The 17,927-nt window shown below is 38.1% G+C and carries 16 protein-coding genes and 1 other RNA gene; 9 read left to right on the forward strand and 8 right to left on the reverse strand.

What is annotated here, in order from left to right:
- Window positions 1-36: 36 nt before the first annotated feature.
- Window positions 37-1,974 carry a DUF8693 domain-containing protein gene (locus tag VZD24_RS06970; RefSeq protein WP_342686331.1) on the reverse strand — a complete coding sequence of 646 codons (1,938 nt, stop codon included), beginning with the start codon at window positions 1,972-1,974 and terminating at the stop codon, window positions 37-39.
- A gap of 181 nt (window positions 1,975-2,155) precedes the next feature.
- Here VZD24_RS06970 and VZD24_RS06975 point away from each other — a divergent pair, with 181 nt between their 5' ends.
- The gene (locus VZD24_RS06975) at window positions 2,156-2,701 is read left to right on the forward strand and encodes a DUF8465 domain-containing protein (protein WP_279448066.1); all 546 of its coding nucleotides are present in this window, start codon (window positions 2,156-2,158) and stop codon (window positions 2,699-2,701) included.
- Between the two features lie 59 nt (window positions 2,702-2,760).
- Here VZD24_RS06975 and VZD24_RS06980 read toward each other — a convergent pair whose 3' ends face one another.
- Together VZD24_RS06980 and VZD24_RS06985 are read right to left on the reverse strand one after the other, a co-directional pair.
- Window positions 2,761-3,291 (reverse strand): DUF6933 domain-containing protein, encoded by a 531-nt coding sequence (locus VZD24_RS06980; protein WP_342686332.1) that lies wholly within the window; start codon window positions 3,289-3,291, stop codon window positions 2,761-2,763.
- Between the two features lie 61 nt (window positions 3,292-3,352).
- Window positions 3,353-4,243, reverse strand: a complete 891-nt coding sequence (locus VZD24_RS06985; protein WP_342686334.1) for a hypothetical protein — start codon at window positions 4,241-4,243, stop codon at window positions 3,353-3,355.
- A 241-nt stretch (window positions 4,244-4,484) separates the two neighbouring features.
- Between VZD24_RS06985 and VZD24_RS06990 the strand changes: the two genes are divergently transcribed.
- Complete coding sequence (locus tag VZD24_RS06990) at window positions 4,485-5,639, forward strand: cysteine desulfurase family protein (protein ID WP_342686335.1); 1,155 nt, start codon at window positions 4,485-4,487, stop codon at window positions 5,637-5,639.
- A 64-nt stretch (window positions 5,640-5,703) separates the two neighbouring features.
- On the opposite strand, the gene VZD24_RS06995 is transcribed toward VZD24_RS06990, so the two are convergent.
- Entirely contained in the window at window positions 5,704-8,163 is a 2,460-nt protein-coding gene (locus VZD24_RS06995) for a TonB-dependent receptor (RefSeq protein WP_279448062.1), read from the reverse strand.
- Between the two features lie 9 nt (window positions 8,164-8,172).
- The gene (locus VZD24_RS07000) at window positions 8,173-9,864 is read right to left on the reverse strand and encodes a M23 family metallopeptidase (protein ID WP_342686336.1); all 1,692 of its coding nucleotides are present in this window, start codon (window positions 9,862-9,864) and stop codon (window positions 8,173-8,175) included.
- A 150-nt stretch (window positions 9,865-10,014) separates the two neighbouring features.
- Here VZD24_RS07000 and VZD24_RS07005 point away from each other — a divergent pair, with 150 nt between their 5' ends.
- The 4 genes from VZD24_RS07005 (at window position 10,015) to rny (ending at window position 12,385) form a co-directional block, all read left to right on the forward strand.
- Window positions 10,015-10,305, forward strand: coding sequence for a coiled-coil domain-containing protein (locus VZD24_RS07005; protein WP_279448060.1), 291 nt, complete (start codon window positions 10,015-10,017; stop codon window positions 10,303-10,305).
- 9 nt (window positions 10,306-10,314) lie between these two features.
- Window positions 10,315-10,605 (forward strand): cell division protein ZapA, encoded by a 291-nt coding sequence (locus tag VZD24_RS07010; RefSeq protein WP_279448059.1) that lies wholly within the window; start codon window positions 10,315-10,317, stop codon window positions 10,603-10,605.
- 53 nt (window positions 10,606-10,658) lie between these two features.
- A non-coding RNA gene (gene ssrS / locus VZD24_RS07015) (6S RNA) lies at window positions 10,659-10,766 on the forward strand.
- A 56-nt stretch (window positions 10,767-10,822) separates the two neighbouring features.
- Window positions 10,823-12,385, forward strand: coding sequence for a ribonuclease Y (rny, locus tag VZD24_RS07020; protein WP_342686337.1), 1,563 nt, complete (start codon window positions 10,823-10,825; stop codon window positions 12,383-12,385).
- A 127-nt stretch (window positions 12,386-12,512) separates the two neighbouring features.
- Here rny and VZD24_RS07025 read toward each other — a convergent pair whose 3' ends face one another.
- Both VZD24_RS07025 and xerD read right to left on the reverse strand, forming a co-directional pair.
- Window positions 12,513-13,466, reverse strand: coding sequence for an aldo/keto reductase (locus tag VZD24_RS07025; protein ID WP_342686338.1), 954 nt, complete (start codon window positions 13,464-13,466; stop codon window positions 12,513-12,515).
- 192 nt (window positions 13,467-13,658) lie between these two features.
- Complete coding sequence (gene xerD, locus VZD24_RS07030; protein WP_342686339.1) at window positions 13,659-14,555, reverse strand: site-specific tyrosine recombinase XerD; 897 nt, start codon at window positions 14,553-14,555, stop codon at window positions 13,659-13,661.
- A 112-nt stretch (window positions 14,556-14,667) separates the two neighbouring features.
- Between xerD and VZD24_RS07035 the strand changes: the two genes are divergently transcribed.
- From VZD24_RS07035 to aroQ, 3 genes are all read left to right on the forward strand, one after another.
- Entirely contained in the window at window positions 14,668-15,210 is a 543-nt protein-coding gene (locus tag VZD24_RS07035; protein ID WP_342686340.1) for a porin family protein, read from the forward strand.
- A 195-nt stretch (window positions 15,211-15,405) separates the two neighbouring features.
- Window positions 15,406-15,897, forward strand: coding sequence for a hypothetical protein (locus VZD24_RS07040; protein ID WP_342686341.1), 492 nt, complete (start codon window positions 15,406-15,408; stop codon window positions 15,895-15,897).
- Window positions 15,898-15,967: 70 nt separating this feature from the next.
- Window positions 15,968-16,384: a type II 3-dehydroquinate dehydratase gene (gene aroQ / locus VZD24_RS07045; protein WP_342686342.1), complete on the forward strand. Its 417-nt coding sequence runs from the start codon at window positions 15,968-15,970 to the stop codon at window positions 16,382-16,384.
- Window positions 16,385-16,509: 125 nt separating this feature from the next.
- On the opposite strand, the gene lpdA is transcribed toward aroQ, so the two are convergent.
- The gene (gene lpdA / locus VZD24_RS07050) at window positions 16,510-17,886 is read right to left on the reverse strand and encodes a dihydrolipoyl dehydrogenase (RefSeq protein WP_342686343.1); all 1,377 of its coding nucleotides are present in this window, start codon (window positions 17,884-17,886) and stop codon (window positions 16,510-16,512) included.
- Between the last annotated feature and the right edge of the window lie 41 nt (window positions 17,887-17,927).

The following is a 17,927-nucleotide window of genomic DNA, read 5'->3' on the forward strand; positions in this document are numbered from 1 at the left end:
CGAAGCCGTTTTTATTTTGCAATTTCTATTTGGTGGTTAATCGTTGTGGACTACTGCTTTATAGTCTATAGCTACATCACCGTCTGTAACTAACTTAACCAAATACACACCACTGCTTAAGTTACCGGTGTAAAAACTGTACTGCGATTTGCTGCCTAAATTTTTCTCGTTTATTATTAGCTTTCCGCTCATATCAAAGACCGAAGCAGATTTTATAACGTATCCTTCTGGGTTCCGTACTTCTAATTGGCGACTTTTATTGTTTTGAAAAAAGCTCACATTTTCGGCGATTGAACTTTTAATGTCTAGTTCTGTTTCAGTTTTCCCGCCAGGTCTATTAGTACCACGGAAGAATATAAAAAATCTGTTGTCATAGGTTCCCGGAGGCAAGGTTAGCGTAACTCTTGCGAGCGTAGCCCCATTGAGTTGCTTATAGGTGTTTTCTTGACTATCGTAAAGATACGCACGCTCGTACGGCTGATTTATTTCTTCAACTAACCTTAACTCTATTAAGCTGGTATTTCTAATTTTAAAAGCAATTGGTATATATTTTTCGGGCACATAGTTTGTGCCGTTAATTACGTAGGGAAGGCGAGCGTTATCTGGGCCGATGGGAAAATAGGCATCGGTATGTAAATCCTGAGCGCTAAGTCCGTCCAAACCGCGATCGTAACCGTCGGTTGCATTATCGTAAAATGCAATTACCATATCTCGTGTTACATTTTTATCAAAAATTGCCCATAGCCGCATCATTGGCGTGCGATTGCTTAAATTAGCGTGATCTGAAATTGTTGCATATTCTCGTTCGCCATTTGCTGAATCGTTTTCAACTTCTGTGTTGCTGCCATCTGGTCTCTGAAAAACGGAGCCCGGTTCTCCTTCTTTATAAAAAACTCTATGAGCGTTTTTAATTTGCACAGTTCCGTCAGCATCGCCAACGAACATAATACCTTGAGCGATAGGAGCAAAACGTTTGTTGTCATCACTATTAGAACTTGTTCCACCGGAACCAGTAGTTCCACCGCCAGAGGTATAATAACTAAATGGTGCCGCAGCATAAGTACCTAAATTATCACCATTATATGGGTCTCCATCAGTATCTTCAGGGCCAATGGTATATACGCCATAGCCAAAGGGTTTAGTTGCGTAATAGTGCGAAGCAACTGTTCTATCTTCATCATAATACCAAAATGTTCCTAAGGCGGTATTTTCGGGGTCGTAATAGAGTTTGTTTAAATCTAAAGCCGAGGGATAAGGATTACCGGTAAGTGTCATCATTCCTTCGGTACCACCTGGAGCTGCTACGGGAATCGTAAAAGTTCCATTATTGGGTCTTCCTCTAAATTCGTAAGTTTGATCGAGTTGTGGGTCTGTAATTGGCCCAACTCCTTTCATAGTAAAACCGAATCCGGGAGGAGCATTAAGCCCGCCCCCCATAGCTGTATAGTTTCCTTCTCTTTCAGTACCCGGCGATTCAAAAGTGTAAAGCCAACGCGTGGAAACTGTAATAGGGCTGGTTGTAAGCCCGTTTAAACCGCTGGTTGTTGCTACTTGTTGTGCTGCTGTTTCACTAGTCCCGGGTTGGGGTTCGTACAAAAGTCCAACACCAAAATTTTTATTTCCACCACCTTGACCGGTAGTTAAATATCCGGAATCTCCTACAGGCGAACACCAATAATAGTATGCATAAGCATTGGTAACTGGTGTGTTTTGTTGAACCGAAATTTGCCCGCGGCCACTGTTATTACTATTACTGCTACCTTGAATAAGTTGCCCGTTGTTGCGTAAATAAATGCTTGCTTCGGTATTTCCACCTGGCGTGTTTCGCCCTAAAGATATTTCTTGCTCCACGAATAATACGGTATTGTCTACATAAATGTAAGTGTCATTACCGCTATTTTTCCTAACGCGTAATTGGGCAAATATGTTTGCAGTGGTTAGTAGGAATATAGAAAAGAGTAGTAGGTTTTTCATATTTTTGCATTTTTAAAAGTCTTGGTGGGGGGGAACCAATAACTTCTTTTTACGGGTTAAATTTAAAAATAATATACAACATAATCCGTAAAACGCTGCAAAATACGTAATATTTTCGATAAGAGGGGTTTAGGCTTTTTTAAAATCTGTTATTTTGAAGTAGGAAGTTGTTTAAAATTATATGAAAGTACACGATAAAGTTTCAGTATTAGACGATGCCATTTCGGGCGTGGTTACTGCCGTTAAAGGCAACGAAGTAACAATTATAACCACAGATGGCTTCGAATTAGATTTTTTTAAACACGAACTTATTGTTATGGATGGCTCGCTTTCAAAAAGAAAATTAGCGCAGATGGATGTTTCGGAAGTGCTTTCAGAAAAAGAAAGCAAAAAACCTGGAAAAACCAAACGCATAAAACCCAAGGAACGCAGCTTACCGCCAATGGTTGTAGATCTTCACATTAATCAATTAGTGCCAAAAACCCGCGGCATGGACAATTATGAAATGTTAACCATTCAACTAGATACTGCAAAAAGACAATTGGACTTTGCTATTTCAAAACGCATTCAAAAAGTGGTTTTTATTCACGGCGTGGGGGAGGGCGTACTCCGAACCGAACTGGAATATTTGTTAAATCGCTACGAAAACCTAAAGTTTTACGATGCCGATTACCAAAAATACGGGCGCGGAGCTACCGAGGTTTATATTTTTCAAAACTTGAAATAGCGATTTTATAATTTGAAAATTTTATAACAGTTCGGCGCTGCTTAAAGTTCCTGCCAGTTCTATGCTAAAGTAGCCAGTACTTTTTTTATCTCTTTGATTGAAGTAGTGTAATCTGAATTTCTTCTGTTTTTTGACATGTGAATAAGGTCTGAATTAAGCCTGTTTGCCAATTTCTTAATGGGCATATTTTCGATACTTCCAAATTGCTCAATCCAATATTGAAAAGTTTGAAGCCGCTGATTTTGAAATCCAGTTGTTCTTTTATCGTTGTCTGTTGGATGAAAAGAAAGTGTGCCTATTTGGGCACTTAACACACCATAATCTACTAGAATTCCGTCGTATATTAATTGCGCGAAAAAAGCATTTTTAAATAGTTGTTCAATATTTCTTAGATCGGCTGCTTTAATGTCTGTTAAAATAACTGAATATTGGGTTTTTGCATTGGATACGAGCCAACATTTTTTTCTATTTACATAAAATACCGTTGCATTCCATTTTCCGAGTATGCCCGAAGTATCGCCTTCATTGGTTTGTATTAACTTTTTAATTAATTTTTCAAGCTTTTTCGAAGTATAAATATGAGTTTGCACGATATTTTTATGTAAGAATTTTTAGCATAAGTAAATTCCCAATCCCAACTTAATAAACACTTTAAAATGTCGGTTTTTTGGTTTTTTGAAGTGTTTCAACATTTTCCAAAACCCCCATAGTTAGCGTTTCTATTGTTATTTCTTCTTCTCCGCTTATTAAAACCAAATTCTTCAACACTACTTTTACACTTTTGGTAATTGTGTATTTGTGCTCATAATATTCGTTTACTTCATAAATGTTGGCCACTGCAGGGTTTAAGTAATCTGCACCAACGTTTGGATCGGTAACGTCATTTCTGGGGTTTAAATCCATATTTTTATCTTCGTGACGGCTAAGTACGCCATCATTGTCATCGTCATTATCTAAATAATCTGGTATTCCGTCGCCATCGGTGTCTAGTGGGTTTGTTAGTGGGTTGTTATCGCCATCTTCATTTTGTACGTCCAGTTCCCGAGCCGTTGGCACATTGTCGCCATCGTCGTCCTCGTCGTAAATATCTGGAATACCATCGCCATCGGTGTCGCCTTCAAATTCTTTATCTACGGGCACACCATCGTTATCGTCATAATAAAATGTAGTTGTAAATTCAGCTGTGCCCGAAGCTGCAAAATAATTTACTGTTACTCCTGGCGAAGTGGGCGGGATGCTACTGCAAAAGTAATTGGCTCCCAAAGCTCCATCGTAAGTGCGATAGTTTACAAAATTGCTCGTGCCGTTTAGGATGTATATTTTTGTGCCTTCGGTTTTATAAAGACTGTCTGTAACGCCCAAACGTAGCGAAAGACTTTCCAAAGCTTGCTCGTTTACTTTATAAAAAACATGATTGCCGGCAGTGCCGCAGGTTTTAAGTTCGGCATCGTCAAAATTAAAGGAAGTAATAATAATATCACCGTCATCACAGCTTTGTAGTAATAATGAAACGAAAAAAAGAAAAGCGAAAAGTTTATTCATATTTATAATATTGAAGCCGTCTTTTGCATAGTTAAGGTTAAATATTCAGTGCGCTTAAATTTAAATACTCAGTATTTCGATAAAAAATACGCACCACAAAGTAACGCATTTCTTTTTAACTGAAATGCCGGCAAAACTGTTTTAATATGTATTTTTGCAAACTGAATTAAAGGACATATTTCGCTTCCGAGATTTAATAAAAATAGTGTAAAAACTGTTTTTACGGAAAAAAATAATCGCAATGAAAAAAGTATATTTTGATAGCGCAGCAACTACCCAACTGCGCGACGATGTAATAACCTGTATTTCTGAAGTGTTACAAACTGAATTCGGAAACCCTTCATCTACACATTCTTACGGCCGTTCTTCTAAATCATTACTCGAAAATGCTCGTAAAGAAATCGCTAAGCTTTTAAATGTATCTGCAAGTGAAATAATTTTTACTTCGGGAGGTACTGAAGCCGATAATTTAATTTTGAATAGCGCCATTCGCGACTTGGGTGTAAAACGAATTATTACCAGTAGAATAGAGCATCACGCTGTTTTACATACGGTGGATTGGCTTAAAAAAGAATACAATATTCAGGTAGAATTTGTGAATTTAGATGAATGTGGACAAATAGATTTTGAAAACTTAGAAAGTTTGTTGGCAGATTCTTCCCAAAAAACATTGGTTAGCTTAATGCACGTTAACAACGAAATAGGAAATATTCTCAATTTAAAAAAAGTTGCAGATCTCTGTAAAAAATATAAAACGCTGTTTCATAGCGATACGGTACAGTCCGTTGGGCATTTTGAGCTAGATTTTAAGGAAATCCCAATTGATTTCGCTGCGGCTGCCGCACATAAATTTCACGGACCAAAAGGTGCAGGCTTTGCGTTTATACGAAAAAACTCGGGCTTAAAACCTCTAATTCACGGTGGCGAACAAGAACGCGGAATGCGTGCCGGTACCGAAGCCGTTTACGCAATTGCGGGTATGGCCGAAGCACTAAAATTATCGTATCGTAAACTTGAAAAGGAACGTAACTATATTGCCGGTATAAAAAATTATTTTAAAAACGAATTGATTACCGCATTCCCGGGGGTTAAATTTAATGGAAACTGTGGTGATAACGAACGAAGTACCTATACGTTGCTCAATGTTTGTTTGCCAATTTCTGAAGAAAAGGCAATGTTGCTTTTATTTCAATTAGATTTAAAAGGAATTGCCTGCAGCAAAGGTAGCGCCTGCCAAAGCGGGAGCGAAGGCGGTTCGCACGTTTTAAACGAAATTCTTTCCGACGAAGATTTAGGCAAACCTTCCATTCGCTTTTCATTTTCCAGTTTTAATAAAAAGGAAGAAGTAGATTATGTAATTAATGTACTAAAAGAATTTGTTGAAGGCGCGATGTAAAGCTTTCAATTATTTTCAATGCTCGCTTGAGTGACTACCGCTTAGCTTAAAAGCCTACTTCAAATTAAAACTTCGCTGTCATTTTAACATTGAATACACGAGGGGTTAAATAATTGGGGATTGAATATTGAACCTTGGTATAAACATCACGAACAAATGTATTGGTAATAGAGTTTTGAACATCAAAAATGTTGAAAATTTCGGCACCTATCGCGAATTCCTTAAATGGCTTTAACCAACCGCTATCTCTTAATTTCGTGTCGTCTACTATCACATAACTTACTCCGAGATCGGCACGCTTGTAATCGGGCAGCCTAATTTGGTATTTGTATGGGTCGGCGTAGCTTGGTGAGCCTCCCGGTAACCCGGTATTATACGTTAAATTAAGGTACATTTTAAGCGAAGGAATTACTTTTACATAATCCTGAAAAAGCATTCCTATTTTTAAACGTTGATCTGTTGGCCGGAAAATATAACCGCGATCGTCAATATTTTCTTCTGTTTTTAGATATCCAAGGCTTAACCAGCTTTCCGTTCCAGGAACAAATTCGCCTGCCAAACGCAAATCGAGTCCGTATGCGTAAGCAATAGCATTATTGTTAGCGCGGTAACGGATGCGCACATTTTCCAAAGTATAAGGATTTACATCGGTTAGATGTTTATAATACAATTCAGAATTTAATCTAAAAGCACGGTCCCACATTTTAAAACTATAATCGTTACCTAAAACAAGGTGAATGGAGCGCTGTGCCTTAACTCCCGGACGAACTGTTCCCGACGAGTCGCGCAATTCTCTATAGAAAGGAGGTTGATGATAAACTCCTCCCGACACTCTAAAAAGCATATCCATCTCCCAATCTGGTTTTAGGGAAACCTGTGCACGGGGACTGAAAACTGTTTGTGTTGTGCTGGTAATATTCTTCCCGCTCACGGTCCAATTATGGGCGCGAACGCCAGCATTCATCCAAAGATCGCTATTGCCAACGCTTGTTTTTCTACTCCACTGTGCATAGCCCGAAATCCGGTCTATTTGGGTGTCGTTAAGAGCTCTTACATCTGTGTATGGCTCAATAGGAGAGGTGTACGGTTGGTACGGTTGGTCGCTCGGTGGAAATATAGGTGGACGGATGGAAAAACCAGCCGAGTCTATAATTTCATATTCCTGAACACGGTCTCGAATATCTTCACGTGTGTATTTAATACCGTATTCAATCGTGTTATCTTCGATAGCGAGATTTCCTTTGTGTTCTACATTGAGGATTAAGGCATCTAAATCGTTTCGGGCGTGGGTAAGTTGGCCGCCAATTCCTCGTGTAAAGGTTACTTCACCTAAATTTTCCCCACCAATTTCTGTGTTTACTTCACCTAAACGATATTCGGCAAGTATATCAAAATATTCCTGTTCGGTGGTTTGGTATAGCGACCCGATAAATTTTGCCGTATAATTATCTGAAACTACCCAAGTAGATTTTAACGCTCCAAAATAGGTGTTATATCTATCTTCTTCACGACCTTCATAAAACACGAGTAAAGCAATGGGATCTGTAATAGTACCAAAATTGGTTTGTCGCGTAAGCGGTCTGTAATTATATTCGTTTATGGAAACATTCCCCAAGAAACTCAACTCAAATTTATTGGTGAATTTATAAGTAAAATACGTTTGGGCATCGGCAAATTTTGGCCGGTAATTGGTTTCGGTTTGTTTTGCATCTACAAGCAGACTGTTATCGCGATAACGAATCCCTAATATTCCCGAAAGACGACCATTTTTTGAAATGCCTTCCACAGAGCCGCTTGCACCCAAAAGACTAAGATCTACCGAAGCGCCGAAATCTACCGGACGGCGATAGGTAATATCTAAAACGGACGAAAGTTTGTCGCCATATTTTGCCTGAAACCCACCGGCAGAAAAATCAACGTTGCTGGTTAAATCGCTATTAACAAAGCTTAAACCTTCTTGTTGCCCGCTTCTAATTAAAAAAGGCCTGTAAACTTCAATTTCGTTTACATAGACTAAATTTTCGTCGTAGTTTCCGCCACGCACGGCATATTGGGTGCTTAACTCGTCGGTTTTATTAACACCCGGCAGGGTAGCCAATAAATTTTCTACTCCGGCATTTGCACCCACCATTTTTTGGGCGAGTCTGGGAGAAATTGTTAATACCCCTTCTATGCGCCGATTTTCACGACCTGTAATTACCACTTCACTTATTTGTTCAACACTTGTGCTCATTACAGGATTTAACTGATAATCTTCGGCAGGCGAAAGATTTACGGTAATCTGTATTTTTTCGTGGGTAAGGTGCGAAAAGGTAATAACAACATCTTCCTCCGAAGGAATCTCCAATAAGTAAAACCCATTAAAGTCTGAAATTGTTCCAGTGTCTTTATAGGTAACATTGGCGCCGGAAACGGGCACGTTGTTTTCATCAATAATAATTCCTTTAATAACTGCTTTTTGAGCAAAAATTACGGTTGCGAAGCAAACGAAAAGCAGTGTGAGCGGTAGTTTTATTGTTTTCAAAAGCAAGACTTAAGGTTGTTTTCTGAAAAATTGAGCTTCAAATGTAGCACTATTTCCAACATTATCTATTACAATAACTTTCAAATTATTTTCTGTTTCCAGATTTACATTATCATTGAAATTATAAGTTATAACGTCTTTTTTATAATCATATTCCATCAAAATAAATTTATTATTGATGGTGGCGCGGTAGGAACTTATACCACTTAAATCGTCCGTAATTTTTAATTTTAGAAAATTTTGATCGCTGATCCATTTTCCTTCAGAAAAATTTACAGGCTTTATCTTTGGCGGGGTGGTGTCTGAAGCTACGGTATAACTGCCAAAAGTACGGGTTTTGGCAGTGAGTTTATCGCCGCTTCTTGTAGTAGATGTATAATAAGGCAACCCTTTGTAATTTAGTCTGCCTATATACAATTTGTCTTTGTCTTCTTCTTTATACGAAGAAATATCGGCCGTTATGGAAATGTTACTATGTATGGGTACAACATCGTCGTGAAACTTTAAAACATCGCCTTCATCTTTAATGTCTAAGTATGTATCTTCATACAGACTATTTGCAGGAATATATATGCTAAACTTACCCTTGGTGATTGATGTTGCGTGATCTGCGTAAATATAATCCTCTGTTTTCTCGATGTTTTTGGGGTCCAGTATTTCAAGTTTTGCACCTTCTATAGGGATGGAGATATACATTCTATTGCCTTTAAAATCGTTAACCTCTATTGCATAGATATGTTGTAGGCTATCTTTTACGGTTATAAATCCGTTTTCGTCCTCTTTAGTAATTATGCTCAGCGGATTGTTAGTTTCGCGGAAAAGCTTTTGGACCATACTTCTATTGGTTTTGTAATAGTTATAGTCGGTGTATCTATTTAAATAGCGTGTTTCGGCAAATGCAAATTTATTAAAGAGCACTTCAAATTTTTCAGTTCCGTTAAACCGAGTTTCAATTCGGTAAGCTCCGTTTTTATTGGAAGCTCCATTTTGCTGATCGTACGTAGTTATTCCAAAGCCAATTTTACCGAAGGCCGTCACGTTTTCCGCTTTATAATTACCGTCTTTTTGTTTTATTAAACGAAGTTTTGTTCGGTTTTGCCCCTGATTTACGTGCGCATCTTCGCCCACCGGGTATGCAAATACAGCACTTACAATTGGGTTTTTAGTATCGGGAATTTCTATTCCAAAAAGTAGCGGGTTCATTGGTCGCTGCGACGAATCGCGTATTTCAAAATGTAAATGCGGACCGCCGCTACCACCCGTATTACCTGTGTATGCTATTAAATCGCCCTTTTTTACAGGTAGCAAGGTTTTTTCTGGAAAAAGTTCCAATTCAAAAGTTTCTTTGGTGTATTGTAAATCTTTTACATGCTTTTCAATATCGCCCGCAAAGCTTCTTAAATGCCCATAAACAGTGGTGTAACCATTTGGATGAAGTATGTAAAGTGCTTTACCGTATCCGTAATGCTGCACATTTATTCGACTTACATATCCATCAGCGGGTGCGTACACGGGCAAGCCTTCGCGCTGTTCGGTTTTAATATCCAAACCACTGTGAAAATGATTGGAGCGCATTTCGCCAAAATTGCCCGATAACACCAATTTAATATCTAAGGGATTTGAAAAATAGTCTGTAGGAATGTCGTTCTGTCCGTAAGCCAGCCCGCCAAAAAGCAGGAGCATAGATAAAAATTTCTTCATTGTACAAAAGTAAGAATACGCGTTGATTAAAGATGAAGCAAGGCAGGATTTTATAACTATTTTTCAATATTACAAAAAATAATGAAAAACTGTTTGCGTATTAGCGATGGTATGCTAACTTTGTGATAGAAGTATTGAACACAGATTTTAATGAGTAATCTTTCTGAAATAGTTGATTCTCTTGAAAATAGAATTGGCGAGTTGCTAAAAAGGCACGAAAATTTATTAAAAGCCAAGGTAGCATTAGAGGAAGAGGTAAAAGATTTACAATCGAAACAGCAACAATTTCAAGAAGAAATTGAAGTTTGGACCGAAAAATGTAACTCGTTAAAATTGGCAAATTCAATGCTCGGCAGCGACCAGCATAAACGAGAAACTAAACTCAAGATAAACGCTCTAATTCGGGAAATTGACCATTGTATAAGTCAGCTTTCTGAATAAAATATAACAATGGCCGAACCATTAAAAATAAAACTATCAATAGCAGACAGGGTTTACCCTTTAACGATCAACCCTTCGCAGGAAGAAGGATTGCGATTGGCAGCTAAGAAGATAGAAAAAATGATTAAACAGTTCGAGCAAAGTTACGCCGTTCGCGACAAACAGGATGTTTTGGCCATGTGTGCCCTCCAGTTTGCAGCTCAGGTGGAGCAAAAACAAATTGATAATTCTAGCGATACGCAAGAAATGGAAGAAAAGCTCAGCGCTTTAAACCGTTTATTGCAGGAGCAATTATCATAACGTTCTTTAAATTAAATAAGGTAACTGCCTACATTAATACAATTTTTTGGTAAACTCAACACGATTTCTTTAAAAAGGGTGAGTTGAAGTTGTAAAAGCGAGCCGTCTTCGAGCGGATACTTGACCAGCTTGTTAGCCCTAAACATGTTTTAAAGGAGTTTATTCAAAATAAATATATTGATGTAGGCTTTTTTTATATTTATAATTCAACGAAATAATGGACATCATAACTATAGTAATCAGTGCCATCGTTGGTATTGCACTTGGCTTTTTAATTGCAAAAATACTTGAGCGCAACAACGCATCTCAACTTATTCTACGAGCAAAAAAAAGTGCATCAGCAATACTAAAGGAAGCAAAATCTGAAGCTGAAGCAATAAAAAAAGATAAAATATTACAAGCGAAAGAGAAATTTTTGGAGCTTAAATCGGAACATGAAAAGGTTATATTGAGCCGAGATAAAAAGATCTCAGAAGCAGAAAAAAGAACGCGCGACAAGGAATCGGTAGTTTCTAGCGAACTCGCTAAGAATAAAAAGTTAAACGCCGAACTGGAAAATAAAAAAGCCGATTACGTTGAACGAATCGCAGTTCTTGAGAAAAAACAAAACGATGTAGATAAGGCGCATAAAAGCCAAATTGAGCAATTGGAGGTAATTAGCAGCCTTTCTGCTGAAGAAGCCAAACGGCAGTTAATTGAAAGCCTTAAGGACGAAGCAAAAACACAGTCTATGGCATTTGTGCAAACTTCTATGGAAGAGGCCAAAATGACTGCCCAACAGGAGGCTAAAAAGATAATTATTAACACAATACAACGTATCGGTACCGAAGAGGCCGTAGAAAATTGCGTTTCTGTTTTTAATCTTGAAAGCGACGACGTTAAAGGTAGAATTATTGGTCGCGAAGGTAGAAATATTCGCGCTATTGAAGCTGCCACCGGGGTTGAGATTATTGTGGACGATACGCCGGAAGCAATTATACTTTCGTGTTTTGATTCCGTACGTCGTGAAATAGCCAGATTGTCACTTCACAAATTGGTCACCGATGGCCGTATTCATCCCGCACGTATTGAAGAAGTAGTTAAAAAAACTACCAAACAAATTGAAGAAGAAATTATTGAAGTAGGAAAACGTACCGTAATAGATTTGGGAATCCACGGCCTGCATCCAGAGCTTATTAAAGCTGTGGGACGTATGAAATACCGCTCTTCGTACGGACAGAATTTGTTGCATCACTCCCGTGAAGTAGCCAGACTTTGCGGCGTAATGGCTGCCGAACTTGGCTTAAACGCCAAACTAGCTAAAAGAGCCGGTTTGCTGCACGATATTGGAAAAGTTCCTGAAATGGAAACCGAGATGCCTCACGCTCTTTTAGGGATGCAGTGGGCCGAAAAATACGGTGAAAAACCAGAAGTATGCAACGCTATTGGTGCCCACCACGACGAAATTGAAATGACCGGATTGTTATCGCCAATTGTTCAAGTGTGCGATGCTATTAGCGGGGCAAGACCGGGAGCACGACGACAGGTTTTAGACTCGTATATACAGCGTTTGAAAGATTTGGAAGATATTGCATTTGGCTTTGGCGGCGTTAATAAAGCTTATGCCATTCAAGCGGGGCGGGAATTGCGTGTAATGGTTGAAAGTGAAAAGGTAAGCGATGAAAAAGCCGCACAACTTTCGTTTGAAATATCACAGAAAATACAAACGGATATGACCTATCCCGGCCAAGTAAAAGTTACGGTTATTCGTGAAACACGCGCCGTAAATATTGCGAAGTAAGCGTCCCGAGCCTAAAGATAAAATTCATTTGTTATAAATAAAAAAAGCTCCTTTTGGAGCTTTTTTTAGTGAGTTTAAGTGTAAGTTCCTTTTTTTGGGAATAATGGCTGTATGCTAACATCTGCGGCTAGCGGTCTTCGTCATAAAGATTGTTGTACCCTTTTGATGGCTCTTCAAAAAATTTACCATTTATATATCTGTAATGGCGGTCTAACGCTGCAATTTTTTTCATATCGGCATCGGTTAGGGGAACATCAGCTGCTTTAAAATTAGAAATTATATGTTCTTTGGTTGTAGATTTCGGTATTGCCGCGCAGTCGCGATGATTGTGCCACGCAATTAATACTTGTGCCACCGTAGCACTGCGGTCTCTGGCTATTTCCTTTAATATATCAATATCCATCATATTGGGTTCATCGCTCGCCTTCATTGCTTTATTCCGATCTCCGGAGCCTAAAGGCGAATAAGCGGTAATTAAAATATCCTCGCTTTTGCAATATGCAATCAAATCGTTTTGCTGTAACAATGGGTGTAGCTCTACTTGATTCATTTCAGGTTTTATTGATGCCTTTGAAATTAAATCTTTTAGCTTTTTTTCACTAAAATTTGATACGCCAATGTGTTTGGCCAAACCGTCATTTTTTGCTTTTTCCATCTGTATCCAAGTATCAATAATGGGTGCTTCCGTTGGAGTTAGATAATCTTCTGGTTTTTTGGGAAAATCAATTCCGTGTCTAAATGCAACAGGCCAATGAATTAAATATAAGTCGAGGTAATTGAGCTTTAATTTTTTTAATGATCGCTGTAACGCTGGTATTACTTGGCCTTTGGCATGCGAGTCGTTCCAAAGTTTTGAGGTGATAAATAAATCTTCACGAAAAATTTCTCCTTCTGCAAATATTTCGGCTAAAGCCTCGCCTATAATTTCTTCATTATCATAATTTTTTGCGGTATCAATATGCCTATAACCGGCATAAACTGCATCCTTAATCGCCTTTTTTAATTCGTTTCCTGATGCTTTCCACGTTCCTAATCCAATGGCGTGCATCGTATCGCCATTTTGAAATTTAAGTGTTTTCATTATTTCGAGTTTTAATTTTCAATTTTAAAATTTATTCTGATTCTGAAAATACAAAACTGTACGGCCAGACTCAAGAATTTAGGGAAGTTTGGGTTTTTTTTAACCGAATAGTAGCTATGAAACTTAAATTAAACAGATAAAATTTTCAGGAATTAAAAACCTTTTATGCTTTTGCAACTAAAGAAAGTTTTCTCACTTTCTTGGGTGAAATTGATTGATCACCTCAGTTAAGTGCTTGCGATCAATATGGGTGTAGATTTCGGTGGTGGTAATGCTTTCGTGTCCGAGCATTTGCTGAATGGCTCGTAGATCGGCGCCATTTTCCAAAAGATGGGTGGCGAATGAATGGCGAAATGTATGCGGACTTATGGTTTTGCGAATTCCGGCTTTTTCGGCAAGTTGTTTTACAATCGTAAAAATCATAGCTCGCGTTAATTGACGTCCGTGTTGGTTTAAAAAAAGCGTGTCCTTGGCGCTTGGATCAATTTTTTTATGTACCCGAATTTCCTTTCTGTAAATGGTGATGTATTTTTCGGCAATAGGACTAATTGGTACCAAGCGCTGCTTATCGCCTTTTCCGGTTACTTTAATAAATCCTTCTTCAAAATATAAATCTGAAATTTTTAAGTTGGTAAGTTCAGAAACCCGAAGACCGCAACCGTAAAGAGTTTCAAGTATAGCACGGTTGCGTTCGCCTTGTTTTTTACTTAAATCAATAGCGCTTATAAGTGCGTCAATTTCTTCAATGGCGAGCGTATCGGGAAGTTTTCTTCCAAGTTTGGGAGCTTCAATTAATTCTAACGGATTGGTCTGCCTGTAATCTTCAAATATTAAATAATTAAAAAAACCTTTTAATCCAGAAATTAAGCGGTTCTGGGTACGTGGATTTATCTTTTTTGCCACTTCGTATATAAATTGTTGCAGCGTTTCTTCAGAAATTGAAATAGGAGAGGCCTCTATTTTATTGGTTTCCAGCCATCGCATCAACTTTTTTATATCTAATGAATAATTAACGATGGAATTATGAGAAAGTCCGCGCTCCAATCGTAAATAATTTTGGTAATCTTTTAATCCTTGATGCCACTTCATACTGCTATATTACCACTAAAAACAATAGTTAACAAAAAACTAAATGTATTTTAAGGCATAAGATTAGGGATATATTTGCGTTTTAATTTTGAAACTTAAAAAAAACATCATTATGAAAAAATTAATTGTAGTAGCATTGACGCTTTTTATAGGCACAACAGCATTTTCGCAAGAACTTGATCTCGGTATAAAGGCAGGTGCTAACTTTGCTAATATTTCGGACGCTTCCTCGCTTTCCAATAAAACGGGTTTTCAGGCCGGTATTTTTGCAGGAATAAAATTTACTGAAAACGTAGGAATTCAGGCAGACTTGCTATATTCTCAGCAAGGAGCTGAGTTTGATGCTGGAGAATTCGATTTAACCTATGTAAACGTACCCGTTGTTTTAAAATATTATCTGGTAAAAGGCTTGAATATTCAGGCTGGGCCACAATTCGGATTTATTGTTGACGACCAGATTAAGGATGTTTTGGGAAATATATACGATGCAGAAAAATCAGACGTTTCTGGAATTGTTGGTGCCGGATATGACTTTCCCTTTGGCATACGCGTAGATGCACGCTATAATTTTGGGCTATCGGACGTGTCAAAAGATTTAGATGGAAAAAACAAGAATAACGTATTTTCTGTGGCTTTGGGATACTCCTTCCTATAAAGAACCATTTTCAATTAAAGACTGGGTTTTAAGAAATAAAGCTTCCTTATTTTAATTCCGTAATTGTTTATAACAGTAGGTAAAAGAATAAGATATTAACAAGTTTCTTTTTTAAGCATTTTCTATTTAAGACTAATTTGCTCTATTTAAAACTTTTGCCTATTTTTAATGCACTAATCTTAAAACCTTTTAATTATGAAAAAACTATTATTATTAACCGCGCTAGTTGTTTTATCGTTTACAACCGCACAATCACAAAATTTTAATATTGGCGTAAGCGGATCATTGCCCGTTGGGGACAGTGCTGATGGATACACATTTGGTGCCCAATTAGATTTTTCGTATCTATTTGACATTAACGATTCATTTTACGTGGGTCCCATGGCCAGTTTGTTCTATTACAACGGTGACGAAATAGATACACCAATAGGTACTTTTGAAGTTGACTCTGCAGTGTTTCTGCCAATTGGAGGTTCCGCAAGATTTATGCTTGAAGAATTCTTTTTTGGAGCAGATTTAGGATACGGCATTGGCATTAGCCCAGACGGCAATGACGGTGGCTTCTTCTATAGACCAAAAGTGGGCTACAGTTTTGGAACGGTAGCGGCTATTCTTTCATATTCCGGAGTTTCCGTAGATGGCGGAACATTTAGCTCTGTGAATGTGGGCGTTGAATTTGGACTCTAATAATTTTAAAAATAGAATTTATAAAAGCAGGGACGATGTTCCTGCTTTTTTAATTTTATATATTTACGCTATGAAAATAATTATCATAAATGGGCCAAACCTAAACCTTCTCGGTAAGCGTGAAAACGATATTTATGGCGATGAAACGTTTAACGATTTTTTTGAAAAATTACAACTGAAGTTTCCCAACGTGAAATTATCACAGTTTCAATCTAATATTGAAGGTGAATTAATAGATAAAATTCAGGAAATCGGTTATAGTTACGACGGAATTATTTTGAATGCTGCTGCATATACACATACTTCCGTTGGCATTGCAGATGCTGCAAAAGCTATCCCTGCTCCTGTGGTAGAGGTACATATTTCCAATACATTTTCGAGGGAAGACTTTAGGCATAAAAGCTACATTGCGCCCAACGCAAAGGGAGTTATTGTAGGATTTGGGCTGCAAAGTTACGAATTGGCGCTACAGAGTTTTTTAAAATGAACCCCGATCCACGATTAAAAAGAAACTAGACTAAGTGAAATAAGTTTGAAGGAAAAACCCGTGATTAAATAAAACTAAAAAACCGCAACATATGTGCGGTTTTTTTAGTTTCGAATATCTAACATCTATAAGTGAATCACTTCTCCGTATGCATCGGCAACGGCTTCCATAACGGCTTCGCTCATTGTTGGATGCGGATGGATCGCTTTTAATACTTCGTGGCCGGTGGTTTCCAGTTTTCTTCCTAAAACAGCTTCAGCTATCATATCGGTCACCCCAGCGCCAATCATATGGCAACCTAACCATTCGCCGTATTTAGCATCAAAAATTACTTTTACAAAACCATCCTTTTCGCCGGAGGCACTTGCCTTTCCACTTGCTGAGAAAGGGAATTTTCCAACTTTTAATTCATATCCGGCTTCCTTGGCTTGTTTTTCCGTCATTCCAACACTTGCAATTTCTGGTGAAGCGTACGTACAACCCGGAATGTTCCCGTAGTCTATAGGTTCCACATTCATACCAGCAATTTTTTCAACACAAGTTATTCCTTCGGCAGAAGCAACGTGCGCTAGGGCAGGGCCAGGAACAACATCGCCAATGGCGTAGTAACCAGGAATGTTGGTTTGGTAAAAATCGTTTACCATAATTTTACCTTTATCGGTAACAATGCCAACATCTTCAAGACCAATTCCTTCTAAATTTGAAGCAATTCCAACGGCAGAAAGCACAACCTCGGCTTCGAGTGTTTCTTCGCCTTTTTTAGTCTTTACCGTAGCTTTAACCAGTTTTCCGGAAGTATCTAATTTTTCAACTGAAGAATTAGTCATTACTTTAATCCCTGCTTTTTTGAAAGAACGCTCAAATTGTTTTGAAACATCTTCGTCTTCCAGAGGAACAAGATTTGGTAAAAATTCAACAATTGTTACATCCGTTCCCATAGAATTGTAGAAATGTGCAAACTCAACACCTATAGCACCACTACCAACCACAATCATACTTTTCGGCTGTTTTTTAAGTGACATTGCTTCGCGGTAGCCAATTACTTTTTTACCGTCCTGTTTTAGGTTTGGCAATTCGCGAGAACGGGCGCCAGTAGCAATAATTATATGATCTGCAGTATATTCTTTCCCGTCAACATCTACTTTTTTTCCAGCTTTTAGTTTTCCGAAGCCGTTTATCACTTCAATTTTATTCTTTTTCATTAAAAACTGAACGCCTTTGCTCATGCCTTCGGCAACATTGCGACTTCTGTCCACAACTTTTCCGAAGTCTTTATCAAATTCCTTTACAGTAAGGCCATAACTGTCTGCGTGTTTAAGATAATCAAACACCTGTGCGCTCTTTAAAAGAGCTTTTGTTGGGATACATCCCCAATTTAAACACACCCCACCGAGGCTTTCTTTTTCAATAATTGCAGTCTTTAATCCTAATTGTGAAGCCCTTATGGCAGCAACATATCCGCCCGGACCACTTCCTAAAACTATTACGTCGTATTTGCTCATTTCTTAATTTTATGTATATATCTTTTGAAGCCACGAATTTA

This window comes from Aequorivita flava (assembly GCF_038742595.1).
Taxonomy (GTDB): domain Bacteria; phylum Bacteroidota; class Bacteroidia; order Flavobacteriales; family Flavobacteriaceae; genus Aequorivita; species Aequorivita marisscotiae.